11 protein-coding genes are annotated in these 14,141 nt (G+C 54.8%); 4 read left to right on the forward strand and 7 right to left on the reverse strand.

The genetic code is table 11. The features are described 5' to 3' along the window. Positions 1-14: 14 nt before the first annotated feature. Both ACJAXR_RS03750 and ACJAXR_RS03755 read right to left on the reverse strand, forming a co-directional pair. Entirely contained in the window at positions 15-704 is a 690-nt protein-coding gene (locus tag ACJAXR_RS03750) for an ABC transporter ATP-binding protein (protein WP_415056883.1), read from the reverse strand. Continuing rightward, positions 697-1,821, reverse strand: a complete 1,125-nt coding sequence (locus ACJAXR_RS03755; RefSeq protein ID WP_415056884.1) for an AraC family transcriptional regulator — start codon at positions 1,819-1,821, stop codon at positions 697-699. Before ACJAXR_RS03755 ends, ACJAXR_RS03750 begins: the two co-directional genes overlap by 8 nt. A 73-nt stretch (positions 1,822-1,894) precedes the next feature. On the opposite strand from ACJAXR_RS03755, the gene ACJAXR_RS03760 reads away from it, so the two are divergent. Together ACJAXR_RS03760 and ACJAXR_RS03765 are read left to right on the forward strand one after the other, a co-directional pair. Next, the gene (locus tag ACJAXR_RS03760; RefSeq protein WP_415056885.1) at positions 1,895-2,806 is read left to right on the forward strand and encodes a TauD/TfdA dioxygenase family protein; all 912 of its coding nucleotides are present in this window, start codon (positions 1,895-1,897) and stop codon (positions 2,804-2,806) included. Then, positions 2,799-3,590, forward strand: a complete 792-nt coding sequence (locus tag ACJAXR_RS03765; RefSeq protein WP_415056886.1) for a 2-keto-4-pentenoate hydratase — start codon at positions 2,799-2,801, stop codon at positions 3,588-3,590. Before ACJAXR_RS03760 ends, ACJAXR_RS03765 begins: the two co-directional genes overlap by 8 nt. Positions 3,591-3,824: 234 nt before the next feature. Here ACJAXR_RS03765 and ACJAXR_RS03770 read toward each other — a convergent pair whose 3' ends face one another. Both ACJAXR_RS03770 and ACJAXR_RS03775 read right to left on the reverse strand, forming a co-directional pair. Beyond that, positions 3,825-5,612 carry an acyl-CoA dehydrogenase C-terminal domain-containing protein gene (locus ACJAXR_RS03770; RefSeq protein ID WP_415056887.1) on the reverse strand — a complete coding sequence of 596 codons (1,788 nt, stop codon included), beginning with the start codon at positions 5,610-5,612 and terminating at the stop codon, positions 3,825-3,827. A gap of 211 nt (positions 5,613-5,823) precedes the next feature. Next, positions 5,824-7,614 carry an acyl-CoA dehydrogenase C-terminal domain-containing protein gene (locus tag ACJAXR_RS03775; protein ID WP_415056888.1) on the reverse strand — a complete coding sequence of 597 codons (1,791 nt, stop codon included), beginning with the start codon at positions 7,612-7,614 and terminating at the stop codon, positions 5,824-5,826. A 346-nt stretch (positions 7,615-7,960) separates the two neighbouring features. On the opposite strand from ACJAXR_RS03775, the gene ACJAXR_RS03780 reads away from it, so the two are divergent. Continuing rightward, positions 7,961-9,757 (forward strand): SLC13 family permease, encoded by a 1,797-nt coding sequence (locus tag ACJAXR_RS03780; protein WP_415056889.1) that lies wholly within the window; start codon positions 7,961-7,963, stop codon positions 9,755-9,757. A 41-nt stretch (positions 9,758-9,798) separates the two neighbouring features. On the opposite strand, the gene ACJAXR_RS03785 is transcribed toward ACJAXR_RS03780, so the two are convergent. Then, positions 9,799-11,073: a bifunctional O-acetylhomoserine aminocarboxypropyltransferase/cysteine synthase gene (locus ACJAXR_RS03785; RefSeq protein ID WP_415056890.1), complete on the reverse strand. Its 1,275-nt coding sequence runs from the start codon at positions 11,071-11,073 to the stop codon at positions 9,799-9,801. A 161-nt stretch (positions 11,074-11,234) separates the two neighbouring features. Here ACJAXR_RS03785 and ACJAXR_RS03790 point away from each other — a divergent pair, with 161 nt between their 5' ends. After that, entirely contained in the window at positions 11,235-12,068 is an 834-nt protein-coding gene (locus ACJAXR_RS03790; protein WP_415056891.1) for a universal stress protein, read from the forward strand. A 5-nt stretch (positions 12,069-12,073) separates the two neighbouring features. Here the strand turns inward: ACJAXR_RS03790 and ACJAXR_RS03795 are convergent, their stop codons facing one another. After that, positions 12,074-12,844 (reverse strand): ParA family protein, encoded by a 771-nt coding sequence (locus tag ACJAXR_RS03795; protein WP_415056892.1) that lies wholly within the window; start codon positions 12,842-12,844, stop codon positions 12,074-12,076. A 39-nt stretch (positions 12,845-12,883) separates the two neighbouring features. Continuing rightward, positions 12,884-13,966, reverse strand: coding sequence for a uroporphyrinogen decarboxylase (hemE, locus tag ACJAXR_RS03800; RefSeq protein WP_415056893.1), 1,083 nt, complete (start codon positions 13,964-13,966; stop codon positions 12,884-12,886). Between the last annotated feature and the right edge of the window lie 175 nt (positions 13,967-14,141).

Consider the following 14,141-nt stretch of genomic DNA (forward strand, 5'->3'; position numbering starts at 1 on the left):
TCCGCAATGGCGTATCACACGTCGCTCCCATCTATAATCCCATCAATATAGCCATGAACGAGCCCGGATTTGAGTACCACCTGGCGGTCCAGACGCGCAGCCAGACGAGCGCTGTGAGTGACCATCAGCAAGCTTGCTCCGGCCTGCTGCACCAGATCGAGCAACAACGTCATCACCTCATCGGCACTGCTTTCGTCCAGGTTGCCGGTTGGCTCATCTGCCAGAATCAACGGCGGTCTCAAGGCCAATGCGCGCCCGACGGCAACTCGCTGTTGCTGGCCACCTGATAGCTGTTCCGGGTAACGCTGCAACAACTCACTGAGCCCCAGTTGTTGCGCCAGCCGGTCGAGCCAGACGTCATCCACACGCCCGGCGAGGCGCGCTTGAAACGCCAGATTGTCCGCGACTCGAAGAGAAGGAATCAGATTGAATTGCTGAAAAATCACCGCTACTTCACTACGCCGAAAGGCCGCACGGGCAGATTCACCCAGCCCGGCAATCGATTGGCCCGCAACGTGAATCTCTCCACTGTCAGCCTGATCCAGGCCGGCCACCAAGTGTAGCAGTGTGCTCTTACCGCTCCCCGACTCGCCCATCAACGCGAGACTGTGGCCGGCTTCTAGCCGCAAACTGACGCCATCGAGCACTGGAATCTGCCCCTGCGGGCCCGTATAGGCCTTCTTAAGATTCTGTATATCAAGCACGTTGCATGTCTCCTGAGCCGGCGTGAACCAGCGCATTAATCAATGGCTCCAAAGGTTCTGCATGACGCTGCGCGCGCCAGTGGTCCGGCGGCAAGCCTGTCCAGCGCTTGAAAGCACGGGAAAAGCTGGCCGCCTCGGCATAGCCCAATTGCCTGGCGATACTGTCGAGCCCCAGGGCGCTGTCACGCAGCAGACGCTCGGCCAGATTACGCCGGACCCGCTCATCCAGCCGTCGATAGGGATAGCCCTCTTCCGCCAAACGTCGGTGCAGAGTACGTTCGGACAATCCCAAATAGGCAGCCACCTCGCGCGCCGGATTAATCTGCCCGGAGCGCCCCATAAGCAGTTGCATCACTTGGTGCGCCAGGGGCGCCTGGATGTCATCAAGACTGTCGCACAGGTGCTGACAGAGACTTGCACAGGTGCGCTGGGTCATCGCATTGGCGAGCGGCAAGGGGGTGTCCAGATCGGCTACCGCAATGAGCATGCTATTGCGGCTGGCCCCGGTATCCACAGCACAGGCGAAATGCGCTGAGTATAGGCCCGGGGCACCCGTCCCTGGCACGCACAAATCCACCTTCAGCGGCACGAAGGGGCGTTGCAAAAGCTCGGAGAACAGACATTGCCAGGCAGTCAGACCGCGCTCAACCACCAGGCAGCGGGCGTCTTCAGGCAATACACTTTCATCGAGGATCATCCACAGACCGTCGGCATGGGGCTGTAACTTAACCGGGCAGATGGACAGAGACAGGGGTCTGAACTGGCTGGTGACGTCAATCGCATCCCTGAGCGTTCTGCTGGCCAGCATTGCATATCCCAGCAGGCCAAGGCTGGTCAGATGATAATACCGACCCAATTGCAAACCGATACCCGGCGAAGGATGTTGCACCACCAAATTACGGATAACCGCCAACTCCTGCCACAGCTCTACACTGGCGATCGCTTCTAAGTGCTCGGACGCATCCTGGAGACCGGTGTTGGCCAGGCAGGTAGCCGAATCGACACCATGATCTGCCGCCACTTCGAGCAAATAACGCAGATTGGTATTGTCTCGTCGCTGACGCCAGTCCAATACCGACTCCTCGCCTAGTTGGCAGTAAATATCATGCCATGGCACGATTTATCATGGAGTCAGTATAGAAGCTCAGGCATGCTCAAGGGGTATAAACCTATAACAAGAGGTAACCGCCATGCCCGAGTTCTTCTACACCACTGCGCGCAACAACCAGGCGCGCACAAGCCCGCATTTTCGTACCGCACCGGTAGGGGGCGGGCTGGGTGCCGATATCCATGATATTGACCTGAACACCCTTTCTGATGAGGGCCAGACGGATTTAAGACAGGCCTTGCTGGATCATCAGGTGCTTTTCATCCGCGATCAGTCACTGACCGTTACCCAGCTTGAAGCGGTATCGCAACGCTTTGGTGCGTTCGGCGTGGAGCCCTATGTCAAACCCATGGCTGACCATCCGCACGTGGTCCATGTAGTCAAAGAAGCCAGTGAGGGTACGCCCTTCGTTTTCGGCGGCGCCTGGCATTCGGACTGGTCGTTCCAGGAACGCCCACCCGCGTTCACGCTACTCTATGGTCACGATGTTCCAGAGGTGGGCGGCGATACCTTATTCAATAATATGTACCTAGCCTGTGAATGGCTTTCGCCCACTCTACGCAAGATATTGCTCGATCTGAATGGCATAAATAGCCCGGAGTTTGGTTACGGCCCCAACGCCAAACACAACGCTGGCCTGGAAAGCATGCAGATCATTTATGGTGAAAATGTCGACCATGATGTACGCAGCCATCCGTTGATTGCCCGCCATCCGGAAACGGGCCGCAATGTGCTATTTGCCAACCCTGCCTATACTTTGGGTATCGACGGTATGAAGCCCGAAGAAGCGCGACCTTTGCTGGATTATCTTTTCAGTGTAGCCAGCGCGCCAGCGTTCACCTGCCGCATGCGCTGGACACCAGGCACACTAGCCATCTGGGATAACCGTTGTGTCTGGCATCAGCCTGTGTCGGATTACTTCGGCCAGCGCCGGGAAATGTACCGAACAACGGTCCAGGGCGAGAAGCCCAAGCGAGGCATGCTGAATGAATGAAGAGAAGATATTTGATCCCCGCAGCGCAGCTCAAGAGCTATTTACCGCGCGCCGCAACAGGGAACCCTGCGAGCCGGTCGCGGGCAAGTATGAAGTCAATATGCTGGAGCAGGCCTACACCGTTCAGGACGAGCTGATCAAACGCTTCAACCAAGCCGGTCAGAAAGTAGTGGGCTACAAACTCGGTCTGACGGACCCGAAGGCACAAGCAAGAATGGCGCTGGACAGGCCTTTATTCGGCAAGCTTGTAGAAAAGTGGGGCTATCTGGACGGCGCCAGCATTCCGACTGAGCAGTTGATTTCTCCCCGGGTTGAAGGTGAGGTTGCCTTTATCTTCAGCGCAGCTGTCAATGATCCCCAAGTTGATGAGGACACGTTGATGGCGAGTATCGACAAGGTGGTACCGGCGCTGGAAGTCTGTGACTCGGCTTTTGCCGGCTGGCCCCGCAGCCTGTTTGACGCCGTCGCAGATAACCTATCGTCGGGCTTGTACGTACTGGGAAACGCTCAGATGGATATACGCGACCTGGACTTCACTGCGGTGACAATGACACTGTCTCGCAATGGCCAGGAAGTCGTCACGGGCGATGCCAGCCAGTGCATGGGCAGCCCTCTCAAAGCCTGTCTGTGGTTGGCTCGCGAAATGGCCGAGCGAGGCACACCCGTTCAGGCAGGCGACGTTATCCTGTCCGGTTCACTGGGCCCCATGCAAGAGGTTGCCAAGGGTGATCGTGTAACGCTAGATCTGGGCAAGCTGGGCAGCTTGGAATGCAGCTTCGATTGAGGTGACGGCAGGCAACCAACAGGCAAAAAAACCCCGCCAAAGCGAGGTTTTGCAGAACATGATTCCTGATCATCCCTAAATCCGAGGTACCTCCAGGCACTGTCCCTGCTCCCTGTTGATTTTGCGGCATCCCTGCGATGCTCTTAGCAAATCAATGTTACTCATAGGCGCAAGGACTGCCCATAGCTAATTGCCAACAGCCTTGTAAGCATTTGCTTACAAGGCTCTTTGCGATCAAAACTGAGCCGCATCCAGCTCGTACAACGGCTCGCTACCCGCGCGCACCGCTTCACTGAGGGAGTGAATGCGTGGCAGCAATCGTTTAATGAAGAAGCGTCCCGTGCCAATTTTCGCAGCATAGAAACCGTCGCTATCCTCTTTCAGCCGAGCATTCGCCGCTTTAGCCATGCGCGTCCACATGTAGCCGTATACGGTATAACCGAACACATGCAGATACTCGACCGATGCGGCACCAACCTCATTAGGGTTGGTCTTGCTGCGATCGATCACCAGCGCAGTCAGCTCTTCCAGATTCGTGAGCGCTTTTGCCAGTGGCTGCACAAAGTCAGCCAATGCAGCATCCTGATTATCGGCGATAAAACTCCTGACCTCTTCGACGAACACATTGAAGAAGGCGCCATTATTGGCTACGGTCTTGCGGCCCATCAGGTCCAGTGCCTGGATACCATTAGTACCCTCGTAGATCTGACCAATGCGCGCATCACGCACCAGTTGCTCCTGACCCCACTCACGAACATAACCATGCCCCCCCAGCACTTGCTGACCATGGATACAGCTTTCCAGACCGATATCGGTAAAGAATGCCTTGGCCACCGGGGTCAAGAGCGCTACAAGATCTTCACCCTTCTTCTTGATCTGCGGATCATCGGCAAACTTGCTGATATCCAGTTGCGAACCGACGTAGGTAGAAAAGGCGCGACTTCCTTCATTCATAGCCTTCATGGTCAACAGCATACGGCGTACATCTGGATGCACGATAATCGGATCAGCTACTTGCTCAGGCGCTATCGCACCCGTCGGTGAGCGGCTTTGCGTGCGCTCGCGGGCGTAAGCCACTGCGGTCTGGTAAGAGGCTTCGCCGCAGCCAATACCCTGAATACCAATCGACAGACGCTCGTAATTCATCATAGTGAACATGGCATTGAGCCCTTTATTCACTTCACCGATCAGATAACCCTGAGCACCATCAAAATTCATTACGCACGTAGCAGACGCCTTGATCCCCATCTTGTGCTCGATTGAACCGCAGCTAAGGCTGTTACGCTCGCCCAGACTGCCGTCCTGGTTGACCAGCATCTTGGGCACCAGGAACAGGGAGATACCCTTGGGACCCGCTGGGGCGTCGGGCAACTTGGCCAGCACCAGATGGATGATGTTATCGGTCAGGTCGTGTTCACCGCCAGTGATAAAGATCTTGGTGCCGGTGACCGCGTAGCTACCGTTGGATTGCGGTACAGCCTTGGTGCGAATAATGCCCAAATCGGTACCACAATGGGGCTCGGTCAGACACATGGTGCCGGCCCAGGTACCGCTGTAGAGGTTGGGCAGATAGGCCCGCTTGAGCTCTTCACTGCCATGAGCGTCGAGTGCCAAGCAGCAACCGGCGGTCAATGCCGGATACAGCGCAAAACTGTTATTGGCACCGTACACCATTTCCTCGACCTGAACGCCGAGCGTCTTGGGCATGCCCAGACCGCCAAACTCAGGGTTGCCGCCAAGACCCACCCAGCCGCCTTCGGCATAGGTGGTATAAGCCTGTTTAAAGCCTGCGGGCGTCGTTACCACACCGTCATTCCAGTGGGCACCCTCTTCATCGCCGCTGCGATTGAGCGGAGCAATAATCTGGGAGGTGATCTTGCCGGCTTCCTCGAGCATGGCTTCGGCAGTCTCAGCGTCGATCGCACCATTCAAGCCAGGCAGACTCTGCCACAGCTTGTCGGCTTCGAATACCTCGTTGAGGACGAAACGAATATCACGCAGGGGAGCTTTATAATCGGCCATGGAATAATCCTTTTGCAGTAGGAACGCCCGGACCATCCGGAACTAGCAGTCAAGTGTAACGCGACAACAAATAGATCGACAGCGTCTTTAAATGACTAATTTGTAAATCTTGGTCACGAAAAGCAGCGCTCGCAATGCCAGCTAAAAGAAAAGCCCCGAACCGGTCGGGGCTTTTCTATATTACGCACAGCCAGAAGTCACATACCTAGCCTCAGAACTGATCGGCCGTCATTTGCATCAGGTTATCAGCTCCGGACTCCACGGCCGCAACATGCGCCTGGGCGCGCGGCAGCAGTCGCTTGAAATAGAACTCCTGCGTGGCAAGCTTGGCCTTGTAGAAGCTTTCTTCACTGGTTCCGGCGTCAAGTTGCTTCTGTGCCGTCATAGCCATCTGCAGCCAGAAAAATGCTAACGCGACGTAACCAGAGAACATCAGGTAATCCATTGCCGCAGAGCCAATTTCTTCCCTATCTTGCATAGCCTTCATGGCTATCTTCTGAGTCATCTCGCCCCATTGGGCATTCAGGCTGCTAAGATTTTTAACGTAGTCACCGAACTGTGCGTTGTTCTCATTTTCTTTGCAGAAAACGTGCACTTCCTTGGTGAAAGCACGCAGCATCTTGCCTTGAGTCATCAGCACCTTTCGACCCAACAAGTCCAATGCCTGAATACCATTGGTACCTTCGTAGATTAGCCCGATACGGCAATCACGCAATTGTTGCTCTTGGCCCCACTCGCGCACATAACCATGACCACCGAAAACCTGCATACCGTGGTTGGTCACTTCAAGACCGGTCTCAGTCATGAATGCTTTACAGATGGGCGTGAGGAATGCCAGTTGCTCTTCGGCATTTTCCCGTTCCGCTTCATCCTTGGAATAATGGGCTTTGTCCAGCAGCTGCGCTGTGTAGAAAGCTAAGGCACGATTACCTTCATTGAATGCTTTCATGGTCAGCAGCATGCGCCGCACGTCCGGATGCACAATGATCGGATCGGCGGGTTTTTCTGGCTCGGCAGGGCCAGAGAGTGCACGCATCGACAGACGATCCTTGGCGTAGGCAAGTGCGCTCTGGTAGGAGGCTTCGCCATGACACAACCCTTGCATACCGGTTCCCAAGCGCGCGTGGTTCATCATCGTGAACATGCAGTTGAGACCCTTGTTGACCTCGCCGATCAGAAAACCCTTAGCGTCATCAAAGTTCATCACGCAGGTAGCAGATGCCTTGATGCCCATCTTGTGCTCGAGCGAGCCACACTTGACGCCGTTACGCTCGCCCTTTTCACCATTGGCATCAGGCAGGAACTTGGGCACGATGAACAACGAAATACCCTTGGTGCCTTCGGGCGCATCTGGAAGCTTAGCCAATACCAGGTGGACAATATTTTCGGCAAAATCATGTTCACCACAGGAGATAAAGATCTTGGTACCGGTAATCTGGTAACTGCCATCAGCCTGAGGCACTGCACGTGTTTTGGTCAGTCCCAAATCCGTACCGCACTGGGGCTCGGTCAGGCACATGGAACCCGTCCACTGACCCGGAACCAGTTTATTTAGGTACAGCTCCTTTTGCTCCTGGCTGCCGTGCGCGCGGATCGCAGCGGCGCAACCCTGGCTCAGACCGGGGTACATGCCCCATGCATAGTTAGCCGAACCAATCATCTCAGCGACAACAAATCCCAGTGACGCAGGCAAACCCTGCCCGCCGAACTCTTCCGGGCCGGTCATCGAAGCCCAGCCATTGTCGACAAACTGTTGATAGGCTTCCTTGAACCCAGCGGGGGTTGTTACTACACCATCATCAATATGGCAACCTTCCTCATCGCCAGAACGATTCAGTGGAGCCAGAACTTCGCCGGCAAACTTGGCACTTTCTTCCATGACCGCGGAAATCAGATCCGGTGTAGCTTCGGTCAGTTCAAAGCGCTCGTAAGCCGCGCCAAAGTCGTGCAGTTCTTCCATCACGAAGCGCATTTCGCGTAACGGAGCTTTGTAATTAGGCATGGCTAAATCTCGCTAGGGGGGACGGCTGGAACATGCCAACCATCAGAATTCATACAGTTGTTTGAACACTATGCCGACAGCGGGTAGCGGTCAAGGGATACCCCCTCCAATTTGACTGCTTGATACAAAGGCATAAGAAAAAGCAAACACAGCTCCGATCACAGTGAGTTAAAAGACCCTACTGGGCCAAAATTCGCATATAAAACTCTAGAGCCAAGCCATTACTTATACTTTTTCATTATATAAAAATCAGTTTTCGTGCTTGGACAATATTAGCCATCCCTTTTACTGTGGCGGCCTCACAGGATCCGACACGCGGAACCTCAACGTTATAAGGTTTGGTTTGATGAGCTGGGATTCCCTGCCAATGATTGGCGTCGCCCTACTGCTCTGCTGGATTTTCTATGCATTCGCCTGGGAAAAATTTAGCCCCGACGTCGTCGTCGGCATCGCAGTGGCAATTCTGCTGATCAGCAGCCTGCTGACACCTGCCGACGTGCTCGGCATCCTGTCTAACAGCGCGCCTATCACTATCGCCTGCATGTTCGTGCTCTCCGCTGCACTAGAGCGTACCGGCTGTGTTGACGGTCTGGGGAAATGGTTGTCACGCATGGGTGGCGGTAGTCCATTGCGCACTTTGTTCAGCCTGATGCTGACCGCGATGGTGCTCTCGACTTTTATTAACAATACCCCGGTGGTCGCCATCCTGACTCCGGTTGCAGTGACGTTAGCCGCCCAGGTCGGCAGCAAGGCATCGAAGATGCTCATACCGCTGTCCTATGCGACGATACTCGGCGGCACCATGACGATGATTGGCACCTCGACCAATATTCTGGTCGATGGGGTTGCCAGGGATCAGGGCATGGAGCCCTTTGGCATGTTTGAGATATTTCTGCCAGGTCTTATCATGGCAGCTATAGGCCTGGCGTTCATCATGTTGGTCGGCCATCGTTTGCTGCCCGATCGTGAAAGTTTGTCCAAGCAACTGCGTCCTGACCAGAGCCGGCCATTCATGACCGAGCTACTGGTGCCCCATGATTCACCCGTGGTGAACCAGAGTATCAGCGAAGCCAAACTCAACGGTGACAGCGGCATTCAGGTCCTGAAGATCTTCCGGGGCGACGAGGAATTGTCCACCCCGGTCAACTCCACAATACTGAGCGCCGGAGATCGCCTGGTTCTCCATGCCAACATGCGTGATTTCATAGAGCTACGACAAAACGGCCTACTCACCTTCAATCATGAGCAGCCAGCCAGTTTCGAGACTATCTCGACCCGTGACGTGGTGCTGGCAGAAGCCATAGTCGGACGCAATTCGCGTTACAGTCACCGGCCAATGCGCGATCTTAACCTGACCGCCCGCTACGGAATTCATGTCTTGGCAATCCACCGACACAACGAGAACATCCAGAATAATCTAGATGATTTTCAGCTACAGTTCGGCGACGTGATGCTGGTCGAGGGCACACCGACACAGATCCGTAAGTTCGCCGATAACGGTGACCTTATCAGCTTGAATACAGTGCATGAACGCGCCTACCGACGCACCAAGGCGCCCATTGCTATTGCTGCAGTGTTGAGTGTGATGGTTCTGGCGGCACTACGGATAATGCCGATAGAAGGCCTAGCCATGATTGCGACTGCCATCGTGCTTGCAACAGGGTGTCTGGATACAGAGGATGCCTACAAAGCTATTGATTGGCGCATCCTGACTATTATTTTCGGCATGCTGGCCATCAGCATCGCAATGAACAAGGTAGGCTTGGTGGATAGCGTGGTCGATCAGGTAATGCTACTGGCGCCTCTGATGGGCCCTCTCTTCATGCTTTCCTTCATCTATTTGTTAACTTCGATACTGACCGAGATCGTCAGCAATAACGCCGTGGCGGTCCTACTCACCCCAATCGCGATCGGCGTAGCGCACCAACTGGGAGCAGACCCGCGTCCTTTTGTGGTTGCTGTCATGTTTGCTGCCAGCGCCAGTTTTGCTACCCCCATTGGTTATCAGACCAACACCTTTGTCTACAGCGCGGGTGGGTACAAGTTTACCGATTTCATGCGAATCGGCATCCCGATGAATTTGATCATGTGGGCCACAGCCACTCTGATTATCCCGCTGATCTGGCCTCTATTTCCGGCTTGATCAGCGGGATGATCAGATCTGCTCTAACGAGGCAGCTGCGGTTATTCAGCCGCCTTGAGGGACTGCTCGAGATCCGCAAGGATGTCATCGATATGCTCAATACCGATCGACAGCCGCACCATATCCCGAGGCACACCGGCTTTGACCAGCTCCTCGTCGTTGAGCTGACGGTGTGTCGTGGTAGCCGGGTGGCAGGCCAATGATTTGGTATCGCCAATATTGACCAGTCGCACAATCAGCTCCAGCGCATCTATAAAGCGCGCGCCCGCCTCCTGCCCACCCTTGATGCCAAACGACAGGATCGAGGCCGGGATGCCGCCCATATAACGCTGAGCCAGGGCATGCTCTGGATGATCCGGCAAACCGGCGAACTGCACCCAGCTGACCTGAGGATGCTGCTGCAGATAGTGGGCTACCTTCATGGCATTTTCGCAATGCCGCTCCATCCGCAACGACAAGGTTTCCAGGCCCATAAGGATCTGGAAGGCATTCATCGGTGAGAGTGCTGCGCCCATATTTCGCAGTGGTACCACGCGACAACGCCCGATAAAGGCGGCGGGCCCAAAGGCATCGGTATAAACCACACCATGATAGGACGGATCGGGGCTGTTCAGCAGCGGGAAGCGCTCGGCATTGTCTGCCCAGGGAAAGCGGCCGCTATCAATTACCATGCCGCCCAAGGTTGTGCCATGCCCGCCAATGTATTTGGTCAGGGAATGCACGACGACATCCGCACCGTGCTCGATCGGGCGGCATAACGCAGGAGTGGCTACCGTGTTATCCACTATCAGCGGGACGCCATGGCGATGGGCCGCTGCGGCCAGTGCTGCGATATCGATAATATTGCCTGACGGGTTGCCGACAGACTCACAAAAGACTGCCTTGGTGCGCGCATCAATGAGACTCTCGAGCTCTGCAATATCGCCATGCGCGCCAAAACGCACCTCGATACCCTGACGCGGTAGGGTATGCGCAAACAGGTTATAAGTCCCACCGTACAACTTGGCTACCGAGACGATATTGTCCCCGACTTCTGCCAGCGTCTGAATAGCATAAGTGATCGCCGCCATCCCAGAAGCCACCGCCAGGCCGCCCACACCGCCTTCCATCTCTGCAAGCCGCTGCTCCAATACCGCATTGGTTGGATTCATGATCCTGGTATAGATATTACCCGGCACCTTGAGGTCGAAAAGATCGGCGCCATGCTGAGTACTGTCGAAAGCATAGGACGTGGTCTGATAAATAGGCACTGCGACCGACTTGGTGGTGGGATCCGGCGAATAACCGGCGTGTATCGCGAGTGTTTCGAGCTTCATTTTCGTTATTTTCCGTCAGGGGTGTATCGTCAAGCATGCCCATGCACTCACTGACAGGTCAATATCTGAAAGCAGCCAAGGGCGTAAAGCTTGATTCGGATCAAATAATCTGACAATCGGGACAGGCATACTGCTAAAACTATCTTAAAGGAGTGTCTGCCGTGTCACCCATTATTGTTGCCAGCGACCTAAGCCCGGAATCAGATCTGGCCGTCAGTCGAGCCTGTATGCTCGCCAACCGTCTGAACATACCCCTTATTGCCCTGCATACGGTAGATAATCAGCTGCCACTGCCTGTACAGGATAGGGCCTGTGCGGAAGCAAAAAACCTGCTTGGCAAGCAACTGGCCCGATGCCCGGGAAAAGAAGTTGCCGATATGCAACTAGTTATTAAAAGAGGGCCTGTCGCCGAAACCATTTTGCGCGCGGCGAGCGAGCAGAGCGCCCAGCTGCTGGTCATGGGCAAGCATCACCAACGTAGTCCTGAACTGTTTGTTGGGACGACGCTTGAGCGAGTCAGCCGACTCTCCTCAGTGCCTGTCCTGCTAGTTGCCGGCGACGGCGGTACTTATGAAAGTGGATTGCTGGCCCTGGATTTTTCAACCTGCGCCAGTGAGGCCTTGCGCAGCGCTGCGTTGATTCTCAATGGGGGTCAGCTGCACGCTCTGCACCTGTGCAACCCACCCTTGGGGGCCCGCCTGTCCGGACCTGCCGCCCGCGATGCTTTCATAGCAGAACAACAGGAAACCCTTTCCGATTTATTGGAAGATGAGTTCGAGATCCTGGATATGCTTGGTACGCCGCGGCCCACAGCAGATTTGCAGATACAGACCGGGGAGGTTCGGACATTTCTTGAGCAGGCTATAGCGCGGTTGCATCCCAGCTTCATTGCACTGGGAAGTCACAGCCGAAGCGGCATGAGCGAAACACTTCTGGGCAGCCTGGCTCTAGCACTGTTACGCGAACCACCCTGCGATGTATTGGTCGCACGCTGACTGCGTTAACCTGCCTCTATATGCTCGTGCAGAGCAATAAACTGCTGGGTCAGCTTGTGCTTGCCATCGAGAAAGATCAGCGGCGTATTGACCTGGTGTGATTCGCGCATGCGCACCGAGCTGGACAAATACACCGGAATCACCGGTAGGCCTTCAGCAATTAATTCATCAAGCATTTGCTGCGGTAGCGACGCCCTGGCCTGGAATTGATTAACCACGATACCTTCAACTTCCAAGCCCTCGTTATGCTCTTCTTTGATGTCTTCCAGCTCTCTGAGCAAGCCATACAACGCCTGCCTGGAAAAACTGTCGCAATCGAATGGGATGAGGCAACGGTCTGATGCGATCAGTGCGGAGATCGTATAAAAGTTGAAGCTCGGAGCGGTATCTATATAGATCCGTTCGTAATTATCTTTGAGGTCATTCAGCAATTTGCGCAGCTTTTGGATCTTGTACCGCGATTCGAGCTTGTGCTGCAATTCGGCCAGTTCGGGACTCGCTGCCATCAGCCAGAGATTCTCGAATGGCGTTTCGGTGACAAACTGTTCGGCTTTCTTGTTGAACAAGCTGGTAGAAAGCGTTTGCGCAAAAAAATCCGCAATGGTCAGGTCCACATCGACTAATCCATCACCCATCAGGTAATGGCTTGAGTTTGCCTGAGGATCAAGGTCCACCACCAGGGTCTTGTACCCGGCGGCCGCACTGACCGCTGCCAGATTACAGGCAATGCTGGATTTTCCAACGCCGCCTTTTTGATTAAAAATTACCCGCCGCATATCCTACTCCCTGTCAGCCTTGCGTACCGCCGAATGTAATCAGACCAAGATAGCAGACGGGTCATGATAGATCGCAGACAACTCGTGTACGGCTTCAATAAAGGCGCCGGCGTGAGCCGGATCAACCTCAGGCGTAATACCATGCCCCAGGTTGAAAACATGACCGTTACCTTTGCCGTAGCTTTTCAGGATACGCGCAACCTCTTCGCGGATGGCGGCCGGTTTCGCATACAGCACGGTAGGATCCATATTGCCCTGCAAGGCAACTCTTGAACCGACTCTGGAACGGGCTGCACCCATATCGATCGTCCAGTCCAGTCCCAGGGCATCGGCGCCGGTATCGGCAATGCTTTCCAGCCAGAGACCACCATTTTTGGTAAACAGAATAACCGGTACACGACGCCCATCATGCTCACGAATTAGCCCAGAAACAATCTTACGCATATAGGCCAACGAGAACTTCTGGTACGCATCAGCCGAGAGATTGCCACCCCAGGTGTCAAAGATCTGCACTGCCTGGGCGCCCGCCATGATCTGACCGTTAAGATAAGAAGTGACCGACTCAGCCAGCTTACCCAACAACTGATGCATCGCTTCAGGCTCGTCGTAGAGCATGGCTTTGGTCTTGCGAAAGTCTTTCGACGACCCCCCTTCAACCATGTAGGTTGCCAGCGTCCATGGACTACCGGAAAAACCAATCAGCGGCACACGACCATTGAGCTCGCTGCGAATAGTGCGCACTGCATTCATCACATAACCCAGATCCTGCTCTGGATCCGGAACTTTCAGTGCTTCAACGTCGGCGGGCGTATCTATCCGCTTACGAAAACGTGGGCCTTCACCGGTTTCAAAATACAAACCTAATCCCATTGCATCCGGGATGGTCAGTATGTCGGAGAACAGGATTGCAGCATCCAGCGGGAAGCGTTCCAGCGGTTGCAGTGTTACCTCACAGGCTCTTTCCGGATTCATGCACAACCCCATGAAGTCACCCGCACGTGTGCGCGCCTCGCGATACTCAGGAAGATAACGCCCAGCCTGGCGCATCATCCATACCGGAGTCACATCTACAGGCTCGCGCATCAGAGCACGCAGGAAACGGTCATTTTTTAGTTGGGGCATGAAATAAGCATCCAATTGCGGAATCAGCGGGCATTGTACCGGGAAAACGGGATAAAGATCAGCGGGACCAGGCATACACCCGTGGCCGGTTGCCGCAACATGTGTTTGCGCCACGCACACTCTCTGCGTATTGATACAAAAAGGGCGCCCTGAGGCGCCCTGTCTATCGCTTCAG

It is taken from the genome of Halopseudomonas sp., from assembly GCF_047631575.1.
Classification (GTDB): domain Bacteria; phylum Pseudomonadota; class Gammaproteobacteria; order Pseudomonadales; family Pseudomonadaceae; genus Halopseudomonas.